Origin of the sequence: Actinophytocola algeriensis, from assembly GCF_014203735.1 — a bacterium.
In the GTDB taxonomy this organism is placed as follows: Bacteria; Actinomycetota; Actinomycetes; order Mycobacteriales; family Pseudonocardiaceae; genus Actinophytocola; species Actinophytocola algeriensis.
In genome coordinates this window covers 601,335-613,689 of the sequence record NZ_JACHJQ010000002.1, presented here as the reverse complement: position 1 = coordinate 613,689, position 12,355 = coordinate 601,335, and the positions used below count along the sequence as shown (strand labels likewise).

14 protein-coding genes are annotated in these 12,355 nt (G+C 72.0%); 5 read left to right on the top strand and 9 right to left on the bottom strand.

The features are described 5' to 3' along the window. The first annotated feature begins 129 nt into the window (after positions 1-129). Both FHR82_RS09015 and FHR82_RS09010 read left to right on the top strand, forming a co-directional pair. Positions 130-1,275, top strand: a complete 1,146-nt coding sequence (locus FHR82_RS09015) for an alkaline phosphatase PhoX (RefSeq protein WP_184809819.1) — start codon at positions 130-132, stop codon at positions 1,273-1,275. 217 nt (positions 1,276-1,492) lie between these two features. Next, entirely contained in the window at positions 1,493-4,042 is a 2,550-nt protein-coding gene (locus FHR82_RS09010) for a PEP-utilizing enzyme (RefSeq protein WP_184809818.1), read from the top strand. A gap of 192 nt (positions 4,043-4,234) precedes the next feature. Here the strand turns inward: FHR82_RS09010 and FHR82_RS09005 are convergent, their stop codons facing one another. Together FHR82_RS09005 and FHR82_RS09000 are read right to left on the bottom strand one after the other, a co-directional pair. Beyond that, positions 4,235-4,438, bottom strand: coding sequence for a hypothetical protein (locus FHR82_RS09005; protein ID WP_184809817.1), 204 nt, complete (start codon positions 4,436-4,438; stop codon positions 4,235-4,237). A 3-nt stretch (positions 4,439-4,441) separates the two neighbouring features. Beyond that, positions 4,442-5,182 carry a hypothetical protein gene (locus FHR82_RS09000; protein WP_184809816.1) on the bottom strand — a complete coding sequence of 247 codons (741 nt, stop codon included), beginning with the start codon at positions 5,180-5,182 and terminating at the stop codon, positions 4,442-4,444. A gap of 80 nt (positions 5,183-5,262) precedes the next feature. Between FHR82_RS09000 and FHR82_RS08995 the strand changes: the two genes are divergently transcribed. Then, on the top strand, positions 5,263-5,547 hold the full coding sequence (locus tag FHR82_RS08995) for a hypothetical protein (RefSeq protein ID WP_184809815.1): 285 nt from the start codon (positions 5,263-5,265) through the stop codon (positions 5,545-5,547). A 132-nt stretch (positions 5,548-5,679) separates the two neighbouring features. Here FHR82_RS08995 and FHR82_RS08990 read toward each other — a convergent pair whose 3' ends face one another. The 7 genes from FHR82_RS08990 to FHR82_RS08960 all read right to left on the bottom strand — a co-directional run bounded on the left by FHR82_RS08990 (position 5,680) and on the right by FHR82_RS08960 (position 11,061). Next, complete coding sequence (locus tag FHR82_RS08990) at positions 5,680-7,092, bottom strand: sensor histidine kinase (protein ID WP_311770973.1); 1,413 nt, start codon at positions 7,090-7,092, stop codon at positions 5,680-5,682. Further along, positions 7,089-7,778, bottom strand: coding sequence for a response regulator transcription factor (locus FHR82_RS08985; protein WP_184809814.1), 690 nt, complete (start codon positions 7,776-7,778; stop codon positions 7,089-7,091). The genes FHR82_RS08990 and FHR82_RS08985 overlap by 4 nt, the downstream gene beginning before the upstream one ends. Beyond that, positions 7,775-8,722: a hypothetical protein gene (locus FHR82_RS08980; RefSeq protein WP_184809813.1), complete on the bottom strand. Its 948-nt coding sequence runs from the start codon at positions 8,720-8,722 to the stop codon at positions 7,775-7,777. The genes FHR82_RS08985 and FHR82_RS08980 overlap by 4 nt, the downstream gene beginning before the upstream one ends. A gap of 38 nt (positions 8,723-8,760) precedes the next feature. After that, positions 8,761-9,510, bottom strand: a complete 750-nt coding sequence (locus FHR82_RS08975; RefSeq protein ID WP_184809812.1) for an ABC transporter permease — start codon at positions 9,508-9,510, stop codon at positions 8,761-8,763. Then, positions 9,507-10,418, bottom strand: a complete 912-nt coding sequence (locus FHR82_RS08970) for an ABC transporter ATP-binding protein (protein ID WP_184809811.1) — start codon at positions 10,416-10,418, stop codon at positions 9,507-9,509. The genes FHR82_RS08975 and FHR82_RS08970 overlap by 4 nt, the downstream gene beginning before the upstream one ends. 93 nt (positions 10,419-10,511) lie before the next feature. Continuing rightward, a complete protein-coding gene (locus FHR82_RS08965) occupies positions 10,512-10,736 on the bottom strand; it encodes a hypothetical protein (protein ID WP_184809810.1) in 225 nt (74 codons plus the stop codon). A gap of 13 nt (positions 10,737-10,749) precedes the next feature. Continuing rightward, a complete protein-coding gene (locus FHR82_RS08960) occupies positions 10,750-11,061 on the bottom strand; it encodes a hypothetical protein (protein ID WP_184809809.1) in 312 nt (103 codons plus the stop codon). 176 nt (positions 11,062-11,237) lie between these two features. On the opposite strand from FHR82_RS08960, the gene FHR82_RS08955 reads away from it, so the two are divergent. Further along, positions 11,238-12,134: a helix-turn-helix domain-containing protein gene (locus tag FHR82_RS08955; RefSeq protein WP_184809808.1), complete on the top strand. Its 897-nt coding sequence runs from the start codon at positions 11,238-11,240 to the stop codon at positions 12,132-12,134. Then, complete coding sequence (locus FHR82_RS08950; RefSeq protein ID WP_184809807.1) at positions 12,134-12,316, top strand: DUF397 domain-containing protein; 183 nt, start codon at positions 12,134-12,136, stop codon at positions 12,314-12,316. Before FHR82_RS08955 ends, FHR82_RS08950 begins: the two co-directional genes overlap by 1 nt. Positions 12,317-12,355 lie beyond the last annotated feature (39 nt).

Sequence of the window (12,355 nt, the reverse complement as noted above, 5' to 3'; positions counted from 1 at the left end):
CGACGTCGTCTCCGGTTCCGGCACCTGGTTGATTCCTGTAGGCCCGAAGTTCACTTCTCCGGGAAGGGCCGGCCGCTTAGGCTGGGTCGTGACCCCGCGTAAGCGGGACACCACTCCCCGGAGGCATCGGTGAAACGACGGAACTTCCTGCGCGCCGCCGTCATCGGCGCGGGCGTCACCGCGTTCGGCAACACCCTCACCCCGTCCGCCATGGCGGCCCCCGCACAGAACGGCCCGAGCCCGTACGGGCCACTGCAGGCCGCCGACGCCAACGGCATCCGGCTGCCGAGCGGGTTCACCAGCCGGGTCGTGGCGCGATCCGGGCAGCAGGTCGCCGGATACACGTGGCACCCGGCGCCGGACGGCGGTGCGGTGTTCGCCGACGGGACCGGCTGGATCTACGTCTCCAACTCCGAGGTCAACCCGAGCGGCGGCGCGAGTGCGCTGCGGTTCGACGCGAACGGCACCGTCACCGACGCCTACCGCGTCCTGTCCGGCACCCGCCAGAACTGTGCGGGTGGCGCGACGCCGTGGCACACCTGGCTTTCCTGCGAGGAGGTGGACCGCGGCTTCGTCTACGAGACCGACCCGTGGGGCGGCCCGTCCACACAGCGGCCCGCGATGGGCCGGTTCATCCACGAGGCGGCCGCCGCCGACCCGGTGCGCCGCGCGATCTACATGACCGAGGACGTCTCCAACGGCTGCTTCTACCGGTTCCTCCCCACCACGTGGGGCGACCTGTCGGCGGGCACGCTGCAGGTGCTCGTCGCCGGATCCGCCACGTCCGGCAGCTTCACCTGGGCGACCGTGCCCGACCCCGACGGTTCGCCGACCGCCACCCGCGGCCAGGTGTCCGGCGCGAAGCGGTTCAACGGCGGCGAAGGCCTCCACTACGCCAACGACACCGCCTGGTTCACCACGAAGGGCGACAACCGCGTCTGGCAGGTCAACCTCGCGAACAGCACCTACGAGCTGGCCTACGACGACTCGCTCGTCACCAACGGCACCGCCCCGCTGACCGGCGTCGACAACGTCACCGGCACCGCGTCGGGCGACCTGTTCATCGCCGAGGACGGCGCCAACATGGAGATCTGCATCATCACACCGGACGACATCGTGGCGCCGTTCCTGCGGATCTCCGGGCAGAGCGGATCAGAGATCACCGGGCCCGCTTTCACTCCGGCGGGGGACCGCCTCTACTTCTCGTCACAGCGCGGCACGAGCGGTTCGTCGTCCGGCGGAATCACCTACGAGGTCACAGGAGTGTTTCGATAGCCTCCCTCCGCTCGGCTGTTCGCGGGCCTCGACCCGGTGTCTTCCCTCCCTGCGCTGCTCACTCACTCGTGGCCGAGTTCCCTCCGCTGCTCGCTCAGTCCAGACACCGGCGGCCCGCGAACGTTCGGAGGTGAGGTCGATGTGAGGCTCCGTCACTGCGCGTGTACCGTCCCCGCCCAGGTGGGTGCCCGGGGCACGGCGCGGGGAAGGGGCCACGATGCGCGTTCTGATCAGCGGAGTCACGTCGGACCTCGGTCGTGCGTTCGCGAGAGCTGTCCTCGGCGCGGGGCACGACGTGCTCGGCGTCGGGGCGGAGGCGCACCGCGACCTGCCGCCCGACGTGGCGTTCACCGCGGGTGACGCGGCGACCGCCGAGTCGCTGGTGGCCGGTACCGACGTGGTGGTGCACATGTCGCCGGTCGAGCGGGAGGTGCCCGAGTCGGGTGGCATCCCGGCGCTGCGCAGGCTCGCGACCGCCGCCGCGCGGCACGGCATCCGGTTCGTGGTGCCCATCGCGCACGGTCCGGACGCGGCCGACGCGGACAAGGTGGTGCGGGACAGCGGGACCCGGCACGTCGTGGTCCGCGCGGCGCCGCTCGGCGGGCGGCTCCTCGACTGGCACGCCTGCCGCACCGTGGCGACGCTGCTGACCGTGCCGAGGGACACGCAGTGGCGGCTGCTGCACCACGACGACCTGGTGCGCTTCCTGGTGCACGCCATCACGTCCGACCGCGTGGGTGTCGTGACGCTCTCCGCACCGGACGTGCTGCTCGCCGGCGCCGCCCGCGACTCGCTGAAAGGCGTGTCGGCCCGCGGCATCCCGGCCTGGCCCGCGATGTCCACATCGGACCGCAAGGGCAGCGCGCGGGACTGGGGTTTCGAGTGCGGCTGGACGTCCGCCGAGGTGGTCGCCGATCTGGCGCGCGGCGCCCGCGGCCGCAAGCTCACGAAGGACGGCGCCGAGCCCGACGCCGCCCGGCTGCCGATCCCCGCGCACGTGCCGCCGCGCCGCCGCCAGCCGGCGGACGGCACCACGCTCACGTCCGTCGCACTGCCCAGCATGGCGGTCGAGATGGACGACCGGATCGACCCGCGCTACCCGGTGTTCGCCGCGCAGCAGACCGCGGAGCTGTTCCCCGGCCCGCTCACACCGCTGTCGATCGACGTGCACACCGCGGGCCTGCGCACCGCGGGCCGGACCCTCGGTCGCGTGCTGGGCCTGCCCACGTCCGTCGCGGACGAGTGGACGGGCCGGGGGCACGCGGTGTTCGGCCACCACCTGTACACCGGGGTGTCCGCGCTCGCGGCGGCCCCGCCGCCCGGGTGGACGGAGCGCACGGTCACCGACCAGCTGATCGGCCCACGCGCCGACGCCGACCTGTTCCCGCTCGAACGGCCCGCGCGGCGCGGGATCGTGGCGCGGGCGGCGGCGTGGGTGCGGTTCGCGGGCATGGCGCGGCGCTACCGGACCTTCGTGCGGGACTACGCGGCCGCGGCCGCGAAGGAACAGGTGGCCGACGTCGCCGCGCTGTCGGACGGTGCGCTGGTCGTGCGGGCGTTGTTGCTGCGGGACCGGCTGGCCGAGGGCTGGACGCTCACGCAGCTCGGGCAGTTCGTCGCGTACTTCGCCGGCGCGCCGCTGCGGAAGCGGGCCAAGGCCGACATCGCCGCGCTCGGCCGCGGCGTGGACGTCGAGCACGAGCCGGTGTACCCGGCGATCGTCGGACTGGCGGACCTGCTGCGCGCCGACGACGACCTCCGCGCGCTCGCCGAATGGGGTGACCTCGAGGCGGTGCGGCAGAAGTCGCCGGAGTTCGGGGCCGCGTTCGACGAGCTGGTGGCGCGCATCGGGCACCGTGGGCCGTGTGAGACGGAGCTGGCGGGGACACCGTTCGGGCAGCGCCCGGAGCTGGTGTTCGCGGCGGCGCTGAGCGCGTCCCGCAGGCCCGCGCCGACACCACCACCGGCACCGACCCCGCCAACACCGTCGCCGTCTCCTTCGCCGGACCTGGTCGAGCCCGAGACCGGCGACGCGGCGGCCGACCCCGAGACCGAGAAGTCCGAAGAGGACCAGCCGGAGTCCACACCGGACACACCGGTGCGCGCGAAGCGCACCCTGCTGGAGAAACTGGCGATCGCGGGCCGCAGGCAGCGGGACACGGCCGTGGACGCCACCGTCCGCTACACGAACGAACTGCGCGGCATCGTGCGCGAGTGGGGCGGCAGGCAGGTCCACGCCGGTCGCCTGGTGGACGTCGACGACGCGTTCTACCTGACCCTGGACGAACTGCTCAACCCGCCTGCCGACGCCCTGCGCAGGATCGAACGCCGCCGCGCCGACCGCGAACGGCTGCGCCGGGTCCGGGTGCCTGCCGTGGTCAGCGGCTCGTGGCGCCCGGAAGCGGCGGTCGATCCCGTGCCGGAAGGCAAGCAGCTGCACGGTGTCGGCGTGTCGCCTGGGGTTGTCGAAGGCCTGGTCCGCGTGCTCACCGACGACAAGGCGGACGTCGAGGCGGGTGAGGTCGCGGTGGTACGGGTGGCCGACGCCGGCCGCGCCGCCCTGTTCGGCCCGGCGGCCGCCATCGTGACCGACCTCGGCGGGCCGCTGTCCCGCGCCGCGGTGGTGGCGCGGGAGCTGGGCATCCCGTGCGTGACGGGTGCGCGGGACGCGTCCGCCAGGCTGGCTCCCGGGACGCTGGTCCGAGTGGACGGCACCACCGGCGACGTGCTGGTCCTGGCCCCAGCCCCCATGACGGTGCACAACTAGGCGGTGCGGCGGCCGAACGCTCCGGGCCCGGCGTGGAAGAGGCCGATCAGCAGCACGCCCGCGCTGACCGACGCGAACGCGGCGACCGGGTGGGCAGGCAGCACCACAGGACGAGCGCGGCGAGCACGAACCCGGTCCAGCCCGCGAGCAGGTTCGGGATGGGGCCGTCGCTTCGCTCGCCCGGTCTGCCCCCTACAGCGAAGCCGACCGCCGGACGCCCGTCGTCGCGACCCTGATGTCCCCGCCCATGACCATGAGCCGATCGCCGGCATCAGGCGCCGTCGTGTGGTGGTCCGCCATCGCGCGAACCGAACGGACGAAGTAGACGCACAGCAAGGCAACGCCGACCGCGCCCGCGATCCCGACGAGGACCTGCCAGACGATCCCGAGATCCAACCGTCACGCCGTGATCGTCACGACGACCAGTTCGCCGATGCCACCGGCGATCGTGACCGCGGCGGCGGTGAGCATGCCCCGCACGGAGTACCGGTCCGACGTTCTCACCTTGGTCGCCGAGAGGATGACCGGACCCGCGCCGATCAGTGCCACCGCGATGGCCGAACCGACCGTGGCCAGGGCGATGGCGCTGTCGGCGTCACTGCCGAGCAGCGCCTTGACCACCTCCGACGTGCCGAAGACACCGGTGAGCAGCCCGCCGAGCACGGTCACGTTGCCCGCCCAGCTCTCCTTGAAGGACCAGGAGGACTCCACGAACAGCTCCGTCTTCCCTGCCTCCTCGAGCCGCCGGTGCCATCGCCACGCGATGACGAGGAACACGGCGAGCGCGACCACGAACACGAACAGGAACCACCACTGGGTGAGTTCCGCCTCGGCTGGTTCCGGAGTGACGTCGACCGAGGTCCCGTCGGCGCTGAGGGTGAACGTCGTGTCGCAGCGTTCGGGCACCGTCACCGTCACCGTGGCGGACGTTGCCGTGGGCAGCGATTCCGGGCTCGCGGTGGCGCAGCCCTCCGGGGTGATCGTCAGCGGCAGTCTGCCGCTGGTGAGGTTCGTCAGGCTCAGGGACACCGTGCGGTCCCCGGTGAGGACCGGGGACGTGTCGTCGATGGTGAAGGTGGCCGGAGCGGTTGCCGCCGTGCAGGCCAGCGCTGCCGCTACTACCAGTAGTGCTCGCCTCATCCAGCGCCCCCTGTCGACACGGACCGTGTTGGGGGATTCGCGGGTAGGCTCGGAACCGTTACGGCGAACGGAGTAGGCGAATGAGTGCGGACAAGGAACCGATCGACGCGGAGATCGTCGAGGACAGCAAGGAGCTGGACTCGCCACCGCCGGTGGTGCCTCCGGGCGACTACACCGAGGCCGGGGTGCCGAACTTCGACTACGTGCGGGACCGGATCGAGAACCGGGTCGGCACCGGGATCGGGGCCGCCGAGCTGGCCGACGCCACACCCGAGGGCAAGGCCGTCGAGGACCAGTTCGAGGCTCGGAAGAAGGCGGGCCTCGACAAGCTCGCGGAGATCCGCCGGTCTATGGGGAAGAGCTAGTGTCCCGCGCCGGAAATCAGGCAACTGATTCGGCGGCCCAGCTTCCTGCTGGCGGCGTTGCCGGTCCGCCCAAGTACGATCCAGTACGAGGACGAACCGGCGCCTTGCCAGCAGAAACCTGGATCCACCGACTCAGTCACCGCATTTCCGGCGCGGGACACTAGGCAGCGACAGGCGGAACGTGGCGCCCTCACCCGTCCGCGTGTCGACGGTGAGCTCGCCGCCGTGGGCCGTCACCAGCGACCACGCGATCGCCAGGCCCAGACCCGCACCACCGCCCTGGTCGCGGGTGCGGGACGTGTCCGCCCGGTAGAACCGGTCGAACACGCGACCCGCCGCTTCCGGGGGCAGGCCAGGACCCGTGTCCGCCAGTTCCAGGACCGACCGGCCGTCCGACGTGCCCACTCCTATGCGCACAGCCGAACCCGCCGGGGTGTGCGCGACAGCGTTGCCGACCAGGTTGCTCACCACCTGCCGCAGCCGGGCCTCGTCGGCCTCCACCGGGGCGGGCTGGGGATCCGCCGTCGAACCAAGGCCCGTCAGCGTCACCGCACGGGCCGGGTCCAGGGCGCGGAGGTCGTGCAGCGCATCCGCTGCCAGGGTGCGGAGATCCATCGGGGCGCGGCGGAGTGCCAGGCCCTGCTCGTCCACCTGCGCCAGCAGGAGCAGGTCGTCCACCAAGTCGGTCAGGCGGACCGACTCGCGTTCGATGCGGTCCATCGTGGCCGCCACTTCCGCGCCACCCATGCGATACAGCTGCGCGAAGCCGCTGATGCCCGCCAGCGGGGTGCGGAGTTCGTGGCTCGCGTCCGCGACGAACCTGCGCAGGCGTTCCTCGGACCGTGCTCTCGCCGCCACCGCTGACTCGATCTGCGCCAGCATCCCGTTGAGCGACGTCGTCAGCCTGCCCACCTCCGTGGCATCCCCGGTGGTCGGGGGGACCCGGCGGGACAGGTCGCCGCCCGCGATCGCCGCCGCGGTCTCCTCTATGCGGCGTAGTGGGCGCAGGCCCGCCCGCACCCAGAACCAGCCCACCGCCGCCAGTACCGCCAGCAACCCCGCGCCCACCAGCAGGCAGAGGAGCCGCACCCGGTCCATCGTCGCGTCTACTTGGGACAGAGCGCCCGCCACCACCACGCTGCCGCCGCCGGAGCGGGTCGGCAGCGCGAGCACGCGCCACCCCGGCACCTCGAACGGCTGGCCGTGGTGGGCCAGCACCGCCGAACGGTCCAAGGCGGGCAGTGCCGGCACCGACCGGCCGCGCAGCGACATCGTCGTTTCGCCGGCGTCGTCCAGGTAGGCCAGGTACAGGCTGCCGACCAGCTCGGTGTCCGGCAGCGCCGGGACGTCCTCGGTCAGGTTGCGGATCAGCGGCTCCGGCACCCGCGACAGGACCCCGGCGGCCATGGTCACCTGCAGGTCCACCCGTTCCACCAACGGTTTACGCAGCGCCACCAGCACCACCGCGTCGCTCGCCACCATGCCCGCCACCAGCAACGTCATCGCGATGAGCAGTACCCGCGCCCGCAGCGACAGCCGCCTCACCGCGGCCTGCGCAGCACGTACCCGACGCCGCGGACCGTGTGGATCAGCCGCGGCTCGCGGTTGTCGGCCTTGCGCCGCAGGTAGCTGATGTAGGACTCGACGATGCTCGCGTCACCGCCGAAGTCGTAGCGCCACACGTGGTGCAGGATCTGCTCGCGCGACAGCACGTGGTCCACGTTCTCCATCAGGAACCGCAGCAGCGTGAACTCGGTGGGGGACAACGACACCGGCTCGCCGCCGCGCGCGACGAGCCGGGCCGCCGGGTCCAGTTCGAGGTCACCCGCCGTGAGCACGTCGCGGCTCGCCCCGCCCGCGCGGCGCAGGATCGCGCGGATGCGGGCGATCAGCTCCTCCAGGCGGAACGGCTTGGTCACGTAGTCGTCGCCGCCCGCGGTCAGCCCGGCCACCTTGTCCTCACCGGCGTCGCGGGCGGTGAGGAACAGCACCGGCACGTCCCGGCCCGGTGCCGCGCCGTCCCGCAGGCGGCGCAGCACCTCGAACCCGTCGACGTCGGGCAGCATCACGTCCAGCACGACCAGGTCGGGCGGCCGGTGCGCGGCGATCCGCACCGCGTCGGCGCCGCTCGCGGTCGTGGACACCGCGAACCCGGCGAACCGCAGGCTCGCCGCGAGCAGCTCACGCAGGGTCGGGTCGTCCTCCACGACGAGCAGGTTGGCTCCGCTCATGTCCGTTGACGATGCCAGTACCCGGCCGCCGCGACGAGCAGGCACGCCACCAACCCCGCCGCGAGCCCGGCACCGGCCGCGATGAGCACGTCACCGCTCACCCCCAGCTCGATGCGGAACGGACCGGCGGCGACGTCCAGCGCGGCACCGCCGAAGCCCGCCATCGCCGCGAAGCACAGGGCCGTGACCCACGGCGCGTGCCAGCGGGAGAACACCGCCACGAGGCCGATCACCACGGCGGCGAGCACCGCCAGCGGCCAGACCGGGACCGCGAGCGGGCCGAAGTCGCCGGTCTCGATGGTGGGCAGCGGCAGGTCGGGACCCTGGACCTGCCACGGCACGCCGAGACCGCGGGTCAGCGCGACGCACAGCAGATTGGGCCCGGCGAGCACCATGGTGCCGAGCATGCGCGCGCCCCCGGAGATCGACAGGACCGCGCCGAGGACGATCGAGAACCCGCCCGCGCCCATGATGACCACCAGCACCCGCCGCACGCGCGGGAACCACCACGAGGCGACCCGCAGGCCGACGACCACGGCCAGCCACCCGACGCCGCCGACGACGGTGGGCCAGAACCGCACGTCGAGCTGCCCAGCGGGCAGGAACGGCAGCGTGCCGAGCCCCGCCACGAACACGGCCGCCGCCCCGGCGACCCGCGGCCACGACGTGAGCACGGTCGCGAACAGGAGCGCGCCGAGCAGCGAGACGCCCAGCGGCAGCACGGAGACGGAGCCCGTCACGAGGTCCTGGCCGAGTCCCGCCGACCCGCCGACGGCGAGCGCGACGGCTGCCGGGGTGGTGGCGGCGCCCAGGCCGAGAAGGGTGACGCCGAGCAGCGCCCACCCCGCCATACCCGCCCACGCGACGATCCCGGCCAGCACGCCGACCGCCACCTCCCTCGCCCGGAACCCCCTGCCCTGAAAGGCGCGGTCGGGACGCCCCATGCCCTGAAAGCGCCGTTCAGGTCGTTCCGGCGCGCGCATCACGTGTCCCGCGTGCGGAAGGTCGCGTAGCCCGCCGCCACCACGACGGCCACGAACCCGCACAGGATGGCGAAGCCCTGCCACGGGCCCAGGGTGCCGGGGACCGGCACCACCGACACGATGTTCTCGCCCGCCGCGGTCGGCCAGTAGCGGCCCATCCACTCGCGCCAGGACTCGGGCAACGTCTGGGCCACCAGGCGGATCACCAGCGTCACCGACACCAGCGTGCCGATCGCACCCGCTGTGGACCGCAGTACCGCGCCCAGGCCCAGCCCCAGCACACCCACCGCCGCCAGGTACAGGCCGCTGCCGATCACCGCGCGCAGCACGCCCGGCTGGTCGAGCGTCGCGTGGGGAGCGCCGGCACCAGCGATCATGGCCTGGCCCGTCAAGAACGACGCGAAGCCGATCAACTGGCCCAGCGCCAGCGCCGCCGCCGTCAAGACCGCCGCCTTCGCCGCCAGCAGGCGACCGCGCCGGGGTGCCGCCACCACCGACGGCTGGATCGTGCCCGTCGCGTACTCGGCCGTCATCACCAGCACACCGAGCACGCCGATCGCCAGCTGCGCCACGATGATGCTCGTCAGGCTCGCCGCTGTCGGGTCCCAGCCCTCGCCGCCGGACTCGCGTGCCTGCGCGCTCGCCGACAGCGCGCCGACACCGACGCCCAGCACCACCGTCACCGCCGCCGTCAGCCACGTCGAGCGCAGGCTGCGGAACTTCGTCCACTCGGAACGCACCAGGTTCATGCCGGCACCCCGTACTCGACCGCGTCGTTCGTCAGTGCCATGAACACGTCCTCGAGCGACCCCCGCCGCGGGTGCAGCTCCGACAGCGCGATGCCCTCCGCCGCCGCCAGCTTGCCGATCTCCCTCGCGGTCAGCCGGGACACCACCAGAGCGTCCACTTCGGACTCCAGATCGGCGCCCGCCCGGCGCAGGAGCCGTGCCAGGCGGTCGGGTTCCGCGCTGCGGACCAGCACGGACTCGGTGCCGTGGGTACGCAGGAAGTCCTCGATGTCCGTGTCCGCGATGAGCCTGCCCCGGCCGATCACCAGCAGGTGCTGCGCGGTCAGCGCCATCTCGCTCATCAGGTGGCTCGACACCAGCACCGTGCGGCCCTCGGCGGCCAGGTCCCGCATGAGGGTGCGGATCCAGCGGATGCCCTCGGGGTCGAGGCCGTTGACCGGCTCGTCGAACATCAGCACCGGCGGGTCGCCCAGCAGCGCAGCGGCGATGCCCAGCCGCTGCGACATGCCCAGCGAGAACGTGCCCGCCCGCCTGCCCGCCACGTTCGCCAGGCCGACCTCGCCCAGCACCTCGTCGACCCGCTTCCTCCCGATGCCCGCGGTCTGCGCCACCGCCAGCAGGTGGTTCGCCGCGGTGCGGCCCGGGTGGACGGCACGGGCGTCCAGCAGCGCGCCGACCGCGTGGGCCGGGCCCACCAGGTCCGCGTACCGCCTGCCGCTGACGGTGACCGTCCCGGCGGTGGGGGAGTCCAGCCCCAGCACCAGCCGCATCGTCGTCGACTTGCCGGCGCCGTTCGGACCCAGGAACCCGGTCACCCGGCCCGGCTCGACGGAGAACGTCAGGTCGTCCACGGCGATCTTGTCGCCGTAGCGTTTCGTGAGGCCACGAGCCTCGATCCGCTTGCTCATGCCGCCAGGCTGTCGGCGCGAGGTGACGGGTTCCTGGGAGCCGGGCGGCCGTCCTGCGCGAACGCCGCCGGGCTCCCAGGAAACTCCCAGGAACTACGCCGGCTCGTCGAGCCGGTCCATCTCCCGCAGCGCGTCGGTGCCCACCTCGACCAGCGCGCGCAACGCCTCGCGCGCCACCACGAACTCGAACGCCTCCGACGGCACCCACCCGCACGTGATCTGCGCCTGGTCCTGCCCGTCGACCGAGATCGCGATCGGGCAGCCCTCCCTGATGATCACGTACGAACTCACGACCAGACTCGCGCCCAGCACGGCCATCTCCCGCCTCTCCTCATGCCTCGCCCTCCCACCGCGGTGGCGTCGCGAGGAACCTGATCGCGGCACGCAGCGTGCCCGCGAAGCTTTCTGCCCTGATGGCGGGACCGGCCCGGCCGTCGATCGGCCTGCGGTTGGCGCCGACGTGCAGCCCGTCGGCGATGTGCACGGTCTCCACGAAGTACTCGTACGTCCGCTGACAGCACGCCTCGCCGTCCGGCCGCACCGAGACGTGCCACGGCGGCCCCGGCAACGCGGCCACCAGCGCCGCGGCGAGATCCACCTGATCGGATGAACCGTGCGGCAGCGGCCGCGTCGAGTTGATCACGTCTTGCCTCGCTTCCGCTGTGTTCGCGCAGTTCAGGACTGGTGGGACCGGGGCCGGACCTGGTGGTCGCGCCCGATCGTGCCGGGCTAGATTCCAGCTCGGCGGTTGACCATCTCCGCCTATAATTAAGCGTGCTTGAATCAAGCAGGTCAAGCTCAACCATGTAGCCTGATGGGGTGAACAGCGTGAACGAGTCAGGTCTCCCGCCGGCGCTCCGCTCCGGAAGCCCGGCGTTGTTCAAGCGGACGATCGCGCTGTCGCTGAAGAAGTGGCGCCTCGAAGCGAAGCTCCCGCAGAAGGACGCGGCCAAGCGGCTCGACCGGACCGTCCAGCACATCAGCAACCTCGAGGCCGGGCAGCTGCCGACGGCCGCCGATCTCGAGTTGCTGCTCGGGCTCTACGGCAAGGCCGACCGGATTCCCTTCATGCGGGAGCTGCTTTCCGCCGCCCGCAAGGCGAAGAACTGGTGGACGGCCTTGTCGGGCGTGACCCCGAAGTGGTTCGACCTCTACCTCGGCTTGGAGTCCGGAGCCACCGAATTGTCCCTCTACAACTCGGTTGTGCTGCCAGGTCTGCTTCAAACGCGCGAATACGCGACCGCCGTGCTGCGTGGCAACACCGACCTGGGTGAGGAACAGGTCGAGCAGGGCGTGGAGCTTCGCCTTGGGCGGCAACAGATTCTCGATCGCGCGCATGAGCCGGTCCACCTCTGGACGGTGCTCGACGAATCCGTGCTCTACCGGCAGCGCGGTGACGCCAAGACGATGCGGGATCAGTTGAAGCACTTGCTGGAGATGTCGAAGCGGCCGCGGATCGACATCCAGGTGCTGCCATTCGATGCGGGCTCGACGCCTGCGCAGGATGGCGGGAACTTCGTCGTGATGAAGTTCCCGCCGGAGATGGAAGGCGATCCGGGTCTCGTCTACGTGGAGTTGCTGACCGGTGGGCAGTACTTCGAGAAGCCGGACGAGATCGCGGAGTATCGCCGGGCCCTCACACGATTGCACGCGTTGGCGGCTGACCAAAAAGTGACGCGTGGGATCATAGAGAGAGCTATGAAGGAGGTGAAGTGATGCGGGAGGCCGAGTTCCGCAAGTCCAGCTTCAGCGGTGCCAATGGCGGTGAGTGCGTGGAGATCGCGCGCGGGGAGATCTCGTTCGGCGTCCGTGACTCCAAGAACGCATCCGGTCCCGTTCTGATGCTCGATGAGTCCCAAGGTGCGGCGTTTCTGGCGGCTGTGAAGCAGTCCCGCTGACGTCTCGCGTGCCCCGCATCCGGGCCAGGGTGCGGGGCG

Bases quoted from the DNA above. Each gene is read 5' to 3' on its own strand.
- FHR82_RS09010 (WP_184809818.1), top strand. From the start codon at position 1,493: ATGCGCGTTCTGATCAGCGGAGTCACGTCGGACCTCGGTCGTGCGTTC.
- FHR82_RS09000 (WP_184809816.1), bottom strand. From the start codon at position 5,182: ATGAGGCGAGCACTACTGGTAGTAGCGGCAGCGCTGGCCTGCACGGCG.
- FHR82_RS08995 (WP_184809815.1), top strand. From the start codon at position 5,263: ATGAGTGCGGACAAGGAACCGATCGACGCGGAGATCGTCGAGGACAGC.
- FHR82_RS08985 (WP_184809814.1), bottom strand. From the start codon at position 7,778: ATGAGCGGAGCCAACCTGCTCGTCGTGGAGGACGACCCGACCCTGCGT.
- FHR82_RS08980 (WP_184809813.1), bottom strand. From the start codon at position 8,722: ATGGGGCGTCCCGACCGCGCCTTTCAGGGCAGGGGGTTCCGGGCGAGG.
- FHR82_RS08975 (WP_184809812.1), bottom strand. From the start codon at position 9,510: ATGAACCTGGTGCGTTCCGAGTGGACGAAGTTCCGCAGCCTGCGCTCG.
- FHR82_RS08970 (WP_184809811.1), bottom strand. From the start codon at position 10,418: ATGAGCAAGCGGATCGAGGCTCGTGGCCTCACGAAACGCTACGGCGAC.
- FHR82_RS08965 (WP_184809810.1), bottom strand. From the start codon at position 10,736: ATGGCCGTGCTGGGCGCGAGTCTGGTCGTGAGTTCGTACGTGATCATC.
- FHR82_RS08950 (WP_184809807.1), top strand. From the start codon at position 12,134: ATGCGGGAGGCCGAGTTCCGCAAGTCCAGCTTCAGCGGTGCCAATGGC.